Source organism: Mycobacterium asiaticum DSM 44297 (assembly GCF_000613245.1).
Lineage (GTDB): Bacteria > Actinomycetota > Actinomycetes > Mycobacteriales > Mycobacteriaceae > Mycobacterium > Mycobacterium asiaticum.
The window spans coordinates 163,245-171,799 of the sequence record NZ_HG964937.1 but is presented as its reverse complement, the minus strand read 5'-3'; the positions used below and the strand labels follow the sequence as shown (position 1 = coordinate 171,799).

Annotated in this window: 5 protein-coding genes; 3 read left to right on the top strand and 2 right to left on the bottom strand. The window is 67.4% G+C overall.

Translation table 11 applies throughout. The annotated features are described in order from the left end of the window. On the top strand, positions 1-1,170 hold a 1,170-nt coding region (locus BN972_RS11345), incomplete at its 5' end, for a DEAD/DEAH box helicase (protein WP_036357679.1). Here BN972_RS11345 and BN972_RS11340 read toward each other — a convergent pair. Next, positions 1,171-2,970 carry a DHA2 family efflux MFS transporter permease subunit gene (locus tag BN972_RS11340; protein ID WP_036360655.1) on the bottom strand — a complete coding sequence of 600 codons (1,800 nt, stop codon included), beginning with the start codon at positions 2,968-2,970 and terminating at the stop codon, positions 1,171-1,173. Between the two features lie 160 nt (positions 2,971-3,130). Between BN972_RS11340 and BN972_RS11335 the strand changes: the two genes are divergently transcribed. After that, positions 3,131-3,886 carry a hypothetical protein gene (locus BN972_RS11335; protein WP_036357676.1) on the top strand — a complete coding sequence of 252 codons (756 nt, stop codon included), beginning with the start codon at positions 3,131-3,133 and terminating at the stop codon, positions 3,884-3,886. A 128-nt stretch (positions 3,887-4,014) separates the two neighbouring features. Then, a complete protein-coding gene (locus BN972_RS11330) occupies positions 4,015-7,737 on the top strand; it encodes a multifunctional oxoglutarate decarboxylase/oxoglutarate dehydrogenase thiamine pyrophosphate-binding subunit/dihydrolipoyllysine-residue succinyltransferase subunit (RefSeq protein ID WP_036357673.1) in 3,723 nt (1,240 codons plus the stop codon). Positions 7,738-8,029: 292 nt separating this feature from the next. Here BN972_RS11330 and BN972_RS30335 read toward each other — a convergent pair. Beyond that, positions 8,030-8,555 (bottom strand): hypothetical protein (locus BN972_RS30335; protein WP_036360653.1); only part of this gene is annotated, 526 nt, incomplete at its 5' end.

Sequence of the window (8,555 nt, the reverse complement as noted above, 5' to 3'; positions counted from 1 at the left end):
ACATTCACGGTCTGGCAAACGCTCAGCCTGGACTCGTCCTACCTGGCGGTGCACGGACCACCCGGCACCGGCAAGACGCACACCGCCGCCCGGGTGATCAACCGACTGGTCACCACCCATTCCTGGCGTGTCGGTGTGGTCGCACAGTCGCACGCGGTGGTGGAGAACGTTCTTGGCTGCGTTATCGAAGCCGGCCTGGACCCGGCGGTCGTCGCCAAAAAGGGCGGTGACCAGGCCACCGTGCGCTGGCAGCAGATCGACCACACCGCCTACCCGGCTTTCATCGCCGGCCATGCGGGCTGCGTAATCGGCGGCACCGCTTGGGATTTCGCCAACGGCGCCCGGGTACCACCGGGCAGCCTGGACCTGCTGGTCATCGACGAAGCGGGCCAGTTCTGTCTGGCCAACACCATTGCGGTGGCCCCCGCCGCGCGCAACCTGTTGTTGCTGGGTGACCCGCAGCAGTTGCCTCAGGTCAGGCAGGGCACCCACCCCGAGCCGGTCGACATCTCCGCATTGGCGTGGCTAGTCGACGGTCATCGCACACTGCCCGACGAACGCGGTTATTTCCTGGACCGCTCCTACCGGATGCATCCCGACGTGTGCGCCGCGGTCTCGGCGCTGTCGTATGAGGGCAGGTTGCATTCCCACGCCGCCCAGACCGCGGCCCGCCACCTGGCCGGGTATCGGCCCGGTGTGCAAGTGCTTTCGGTTCGCCATCAGTCGAATTCGATTGAGAGCCCCGAAGAGGCGGCGGCCATTGCGGCCGAGATCGAGCGGATACTCGACCGCCCGTGGACCGACGAGAACGGCACCCGGCCGCTGAAAACTTCGGACGTCATGGTGCTGGCGCCCTACAACGCACAGGTGAAGCGGATCCGAGACGAGCTGTCCTCGGCCAACCTGAACGGGGTCCGCGTGGGCACCGTGGACAAGTTTCAGGGCGGACAGGCGCCTGTGGTGTTCATCTCCATGACGGCTTCGTCGATCGAGGATGTACCGCGCGGAATCTCGTTCCTGCTCAACCGGAATCGCCTCAATGTCGCGATCAGCCGGGCACAGTACGCGGCGGTGATCGTGCGATCGGAACTGCTGACCCAGTACCTGCCCCCTACCCCGGCGGGTCTGGTCGATCTGGGCGCGTTCCTTGCGCTGACCGGGTGGGGGTGATCAGCCCGACCAGTGCCAACCGTCGGACTCGTCGGGATCCGGCTGCTCGTGGTAACCCCCGACCGGGCGATACCGCGGCTCGTCATGCAAGTGCGAGCCGTTGTGGGCTGGCCTGACCGGATCGGACAGTGGGGTGCGCCCGGTCGGCACGGGGGCGGCGACGCGTGCGTAGCGGACCCGCGTCACCACCGGATCGTCGCCCGCGCCGTCGGGCAACGCGGGACCGGCCACCGGGTCGCGCTCCAGGATGTATTCGACGTATTCGTCGTCGTCGTAACCGTCGTCCGGGTCGGCGCCAAGCGCATAGCCGGCGAGGTTGTCCGCGGATCCCATCGCTCCGACCAAAAACAGCGCGGCGACGATCCCGAACAACGCGATGAACGCCGGCAACAGCATCGACTGCGCCATCGCCGCCGAGAATGGCTCGCGCAGGAACTCCGGCAGCTGCAGGCCCGCGTCCTCGCTTACCGAGGTGGCCGCGTCCGACGAGGTGCCCGCGCCGGGCGGCATCTCGGCGCTGATGCACGCGGTCATGAACGCGGCCATGCCGGCGCTGCCGAGCACCGCGCCCAGTTGCCGGGTGGCGTTGTACACCCCCGACCCCGCGCCGGCCTGCTCCGGAGGCAGATTGCGCGTCGCGGTGGCGGCCAGCGGCGACCAGACGAACGCCATGCCCACACCCAGCACGATGAACGGCAGCACCAGCCGCCAGACCGGCGTGCCGGGCTCCAACTCGAACGACAGCCAGGTCAGGGATACCGCCAGCGCCGAGAACCCGAAACCCAGCACCGGCACCGGATGGATCTTGTCGATGATCAGACCGACCACCGGCGCGAGCAGACCGCTGCTGATTGCCACCGGCGCCAACAGCAGCGCCGAACGGGTGGGCGACAGCCCGCACACCGACTGGGCGTAGAAGGTCAGCGGCAGCATCATCGCCGTCGACGCGAACGAGATGATGCCCACCCCGATGTTGCAGAGGCTGAAATCCCGGTCGCGGAACATGCTGAGCGGGACCAGCGGCGCCCGATGGTTGACCGCCTGCCAGTAGATGAACACCGACATGAAGCCGACGCCGGCGACGAGTACCGCCCAGATCCACGGCGCCCAGTCGGCCGACTGACCTTCCTGCAGGCCGAACACGAGCAGGAACATGCCTGCCCCCGACAGGGCGACGCCGATCAGGTCGAAGCGCTGGGCGCGCACCGGCAGTTCCGGGACCAGCCAGATCGCCAATCCCAATGCGATGACGCCGACCGGCACGTTGACGAAGAAGATCCACTGCCAGCCCAGGCTGTCCACCAGCAACCCACCGGCCAACGGCCCGACCAGGCTGGCGACGCCGGCGGTCGCGCCCCACATGCTCATTGCCGACCCGCGGCGCTGCGCCGGGAAGATCCGGGTGATCGTCGACAAAGTCTGCGGGGTAAGGACTCCCGCGCCGATGCCCTGCACCACCCGGGCCGTGATCAGCATGCCTGCGCTGCCCGACAGCCCGCACCACACCGACGCGAGGGTGAAGATCACCAGCCCGATCACGTACAGGTTCTTCGGGCCGAACCGGTCACCCAAACGCCCGGCGACCAGCAGCACCACCGCATACCCCAGGAGATAGGCGCTGGTCACCCAGACCACGGTGCTGTAATCGATCCGCAGCGCAGTCATGATCGTCGGATTGGCAACGGCGACGATGGTCGAGTCGAGCATGATCATGAAGAAGCCGAGCATCATCGCCCACAGCGCGGCCCACGGCTTCCCGGCGAAGCCGGCATCGGCCACCCGACTCGTCGCAGTGCTCATGTACCGCACCGCCCGCATTATTCCCGTTCGCTAACCGGCCGCGCCCTTCGGCCGTGATGAAAGCGCCGGCGGCGCCGGATTGGTGGAGGCCTTCGGCACCGGCACGAATTTTGCTGGACGCGCGTTAGCCTGAAAGGAAGCCATCCCCAAGAGAGGCACCATGAGCGCTCGACGAAACAAGTCGCTACCCGACTCGCAGGAGGCCGGCGGCAACGGCAAGCCCAAAAGGTCAACCCGGGCTTTGGCGCAGGTCATTGAACGCAGTTCGCGCATTCAGGGACCGGCCGCCGAGGCCTATGTGGCGCGGTTGCGCCGCGCACACCCGGCGGCCAGCCCTGCCGAGATCGTCGGCAAATTGGAGAAGCGCTTCCTGCACGTGGTGACCGCCAGCGGCGCGGCGGTCGGCGCCACCGCGACGTTGCCGGGTATCGGCACTGTGGCCGCGCTATCCGCGGCCGCCGGCGAGACCGCGGTGTTCCTGGAAGCCACTGCGTTGTTCGTGCTGGCGCTGGCCTCGGTGTACGGCGTTCCCCTCGATCATCGGGAACGGCGCCGCGCGCTGATCCTGGCGGTGCTGGTCGGGGACAACAGCAAGACGGCGGTGGCCGAACTGATCGGCGGCGGGCGCACCACCGGTGGCTGGGTGTCGGAAAGCATGGCTTCGCTGCCGCTGCCGGCGGTGTCGAAGCTGAACTCCCGGATGTTCAAGTATTTCGTCAAGCGCTTCACCCTCAGGCGCGGCGCACTGATGTTCGGCAAGCTGATGCCGGCCGGCATCGGAGCGATTATCGGCGCGATCGGAAACCGCATGGTCGGCAAGCGGCTGCTGCGCAACGCCCAATCCGCGTTCGGTCCGGCGCCGGCACGCTGGCCGGTCACCCTGCATCTGCTGCCCAGCGTGCAGGACGCCAGCTAGTTGGTCTTGCTGGCGAACGACGGTCGAAGCGCTAGCCTTTATGGGTCCGAACTGACGGTGTGAGGCGCGCCCCGGTTTCGGGATTGCAGGACTCGGAACGAACAGAAGAATTGAGGCGAACAGCGGCCGTGGCCAACATAAGTTCACCATTCGGGCAAAACGAGTGGCTGGTCGAGGAGATGTACCGCAAGTTCCGCGACGACCCCTCATCGGTCGACCCGAGCTGGCACGAGTTCTTGGTCGACTACAACCCCGAACCGAGCGGCGACTCGGGACAGACCGAATCCAAGCCCGCCCCCAAGGCTGAGCCGGCCCCGAAGCCTGCGGCGGCCACCGTTGCTGAGAAGCCTGCGCCACCTGACCCCGTCAAACCGGCCAAGTCGACCGCGGCAGGGAACGGAGCTCCCCAGCCGGCGGCCAGGCCGGCCAAGGCTCCCACTCCCCCGCCCGCCGAGGGCGACGAAGCGCAGGTGTTGCGCGGCGCCGCCGCGGCGGTTGTCAAGAACATGTCGGCCTCGCTGGACGTGCCGACGGCGACCAGTGTGCGTGCCATCCCGGCCAAGCTGCTGATCGACAACCGGATCGTCATCAACAACCAGCTCAAGCGGACCCGCGGCGGCAAGATCTCATTCACCCACCTGCTCGGGTACGCACTGGTGCAGGCGGTCAAGAAATTCCCGAACATGAACCGGCACTTCGCCGAGGTCGACGGAAAGCCGAACGCGGTCACCCCGGCGCACACCAATCTGGGCCTGGCCATCGACCTGCAGGGCAAGGACGGCAAGCGCTCGCTGGTGGTGGCCGGCATCAAGCGGTGTGAAGAACTACGGTTCGCCGAGTTCGTCTCCGCCTACGAAGACATCGTGCGCCGCGCCCGCGATGGCAAGCTGACCGCCGAAGACTTTGGCGGCGTGACGATTTCGCTGACCAACCCCGGCACCATCGGCACCGTGCACTCGGTGCCGCGGTTGATGGCAGGCCAAGGCGCCATCATCGGCGTCGGGGCCATGGAGTACCCCGCGGAGTTCCAGGGAGCCAGCGAGGAGCGCATCGCCGAGCTCGGAATCGGCAAGCTGATCACGCTGACGTCGACCTATGACCACCGCATCATCCAGGGCGCGGAATCGGGTGACTTCCTGCGCACCATCCACGAGATGCTGCTCTCGGACAGGTTCTGGGACGAGATCTTCCGCGAGCTGAGCATCCCGTACCTGCCGGTTCGCTGGAGCACCGACAACCCGGACTCCATCGTCGACAAGAACGCCCGCGTGATGAACCTGATCGCGGCGTACCGCAACCGCGGCCACCTGATGGCCGACACCGACCCGCTCCGCCTGGACAAGACGCGCTTCCGCAGCCACCCCGATCTCGAGGTGCTCACCCACGGACTGACCCTGTGGGACCTGGACCGGGTATTCAAGGTCAACGGCTTCGCCGGCGCCGAGTACAAGAAGCTGCGCGATGTGCTGGGTCTGCTGCGCGACGCGTACTGCCGCCACATCGGTGTGGAGTACACCCACATCCTCGATCCCGAACAACTGCGCTGGCTGGAAGAGCGGGTCGAGACCAAACACGTCAAACCGACTGTGGCGCAACAGAAGTACATTCTGAGCCGGCTCAACGCCGCGGAGGCCTTCGAAACCTTCCTGCAAACCAAATACGTTGGGCAGAAGCGGTTCTCGCTGGAAGGTGCGGAGAGCGTCATCCCGATGATGGATGCCGCGATCGACCAGTGCGCCGAGCACGGCCTGGACGAAGTGGTGATCGGAATGCCACACCGCGGCCGGCTCAATGTGCTGGCGAACATCGTCGGCAAGCCCTACTCACAGATCTTCAGCGAGTTCGAGGGCAACCTGAACCCGTCGCAGGCGCACGGCTCCGGCGACGTGAAGTACCACCTGGGTGCGACCGGCGTGTACCTACAGATGTTCGGCGACAACGACATTCAAGTGTCGCTGACCGCCAACCCGTCGCACCTGGAAGCCGTCGACCCGGTGCTCGAAGGCTTGGTGCGAGCCAAGCAGGATCTGCTCAATCACGGCTCCGACGACACCGACGAGGCAAAGGCCTTCTCCGTCGTGCCGCTGATGCTGCACGGTGACGCGGCGTTCGCCGGCCAGGGTGTGGTCGCCGAGACGCTGAACCTGGCCAACCTGCCCGGCTACCGCGTGGGCGGCACCATCCACATCATCGTCAACAACCAGATCGGCTTCACCACCGCTCCGGAGTACTCCCGGTCCAGCGAGTACTGCACCGACGTGGCCAAGATGATCGGCGCCCCGATCTTCCACGTCAACGGTGACGACCCCGAGGCGTGCGTCTGGGTGGCGAAGCTGGCCGTGGACTTCCGGCAGCGGTTCAAGAAGGACGTCGTCATCGACATGTTGTGCTACCGGCGCCGCGGCCACAACGAGGGCGACGACCCGTCGATGACGAACCCCTACATGTACGACGTCGTCGACAACAAGCGCGGCGTCCGCAAGAGCTACACCGAAGCCCTGATCGGCCGCGGCGACATCTCGCTCAAAGAGGCCGAGGATGCGCTGCGCGACTACCAGGGCCAGCTGGAGCAGGTCTTCAATGAGGTCCGCGAGCTGGAAAAGCACGGTGTCGGACCCAGCACATCGGTGGAAGCCGACCAGATGATCCCGGCAGGTCTGGACACCTCGGTGGACAAGGCGCTACTGGCCCGGATCGGTGACGCATTCCAGGCACTCCCCGAAGGCTTCACCGCGCACTCGCGCGTCCAGCCGGTGCTGGACAAGCGCCGGGAGATGGCTTACGAGGGCAAGATCGACTGGGCGTTCGGCGAGCTGCTGGCGCTCGGTTCGCTGGTCGCGGAGGGCAAGCTGGTCCGGTTCTCCGGGCAGGACACCCGTCGTGGCACCTTCTCGCAGCGGCATTCGGTGATCATCGACCGCAGCACCGGCGCGGAGTTCACGCCGCTGCAGTTGCTGGCGGTCAATAAAGACGGCAGCCCGACCGGCGGCAAGTTCCTGGTGTACGACTCGCCGCTGTCGGAGTACGCGGCCGTTGGCTTCGAATACGGCTACACCGTGGGCAATCCGGACGCCGTGGTGCTGTGGGAGGCGCAGTTCGGCGACTTCGTCAACGGCGCGCAATCGATCATCGACGAGTTCATCAGCTCCGGCGAGGCCAAGTGGGGCCAGCTGTCCACCGTCGTGCTGCTGCTGCCGCACGGGCACGAGGGGCAGGGTCCCGACCACACCTCCGGCCGCATCGAGCGGTTCCTGCAGCTGTGGGCCGAGGGTTCGATGACCATCGCGATGCCCTCGACCCCGGCCAACTACTTCCACCTGTTGCGCCGGCACGCCATGGACGGCGTGATGCGGCCGCTGATCGTCTTCACCCCAAAGTCGATGCTGCGCAACAAGGCCGCGGTGAGCGACATCAAGGAGTTCACCGAGATGAAGTTCCGCTCGGTGATCGAGGAACCCACCTACGACGAAGGCGACGGCGACCGCAGCAAGGTCACCCGGATCCTGTTGACCAGCGGCAAGATCTACTACGAGCTGGCCGCCCGCAAGGCCAAGGAGAAGCGCGACGACATCGCGATCGTGCGCCTGGAACAGCTCGCGCCGCTACCGCGGCGCCGACTGGACGAGACGCTGGACCGCTACTCCAACGTCAAGCAGTACTTCTGGGTGCAGGAGGAACCGGCCAACCAGGGCGCGTGGCCGACGTTGGGCCTTACCCTGCCCGAGGTGCTGCCGGACAAGCTGAGCGGTATCAAGCGGATCTCGCGGCGGGCGATGTCGGCGCCGTCGTCGGGTTCGTCCAAGGTGCACGCGGTGGAGCAGCAGGAGATTCTCGACACGGCTTTCGCCTGACGACGATGCGCTCCGCGCAGCGGAGTGCGGAGGAGTCAGGCAATCTGGCCGCGCCTGACGACGATGCGCTCCGCGCAGCGGAGTGCGGAGGAGTCAGGCAATCTGGCCGCGCCTGACGACGATGCGCTCCGCGCAGCGGAGTGCGGAGGAGTCAGGCAATCGGGCCGCGCCTGACGACGTCCTGGCGCGAGCGCGCGCGTGTTGCCAGCGACACGCCGCATACCGCGTCAATTTGAGGACACTCGCGGCTCGGCGCGAACCCTCGCGGCCAGGCCCAAGACCCGATTAGGGACTAACCCGAGCCGCCGGGACCGCCGGTAGCCCCATTGCCGCCGCCGGCGCCAGCAGTTGACCCTGAACCGCCCGCGCCACCAGCGCCGCCGCCACCGGCCGTGCCGCCGCCTCCGGGGCTACCTGGCGTCTTGATGCTGTCACCGCCGCCGCCCGCGGTCCCGCCCTTCCCGCCATCACCACCGTCGCCGCCGCCGCCGCCAACACCGCCGGCGCCACCCGCGCCCGCGCTGCCGCTGGAGCCGGCCTGGCCGAGGAAGCCTCCCTCGCCCGCCAAGCCGGCGGCACCGCCGGCACCCCCGTCGCCACCCGTACCGCCGACGCCGCCGCTGCCTCCGACACCACCATTGCCGCCGAACGACTTCTCGCCGATCTGCGTCGCTATCGCCGAGCTGTTGCCGCCGTTGCCCGCCAATCCGCCGTCACCACCGGTCCCACCGGATCCGCCGAGGCCGCCGGTGCCCCCGGTGCCGGCGGCGCCGCCGTTGCCGAACAGAAGCCCGCCGTGGCCGCCAGCCCCCGACACC

Excerpts from the sequence above, each read along its gene's own strand:
- BN972_RS11340 (WP_036360655.1), bottom strand. The coding sequence starts at position 2,970 with ATGAGCACTGCGACGAGTCGGGTGGCCGATGCCGGCTTCGCCGGGAAG.
- BN972_RS11335 (WP_036357676.1), top strand. The coding sequence starts at position 3,131 with ATGAGCGCTCGACGAAACAAGTCGCTACCCGACTCGCAGGAGGCCGGC.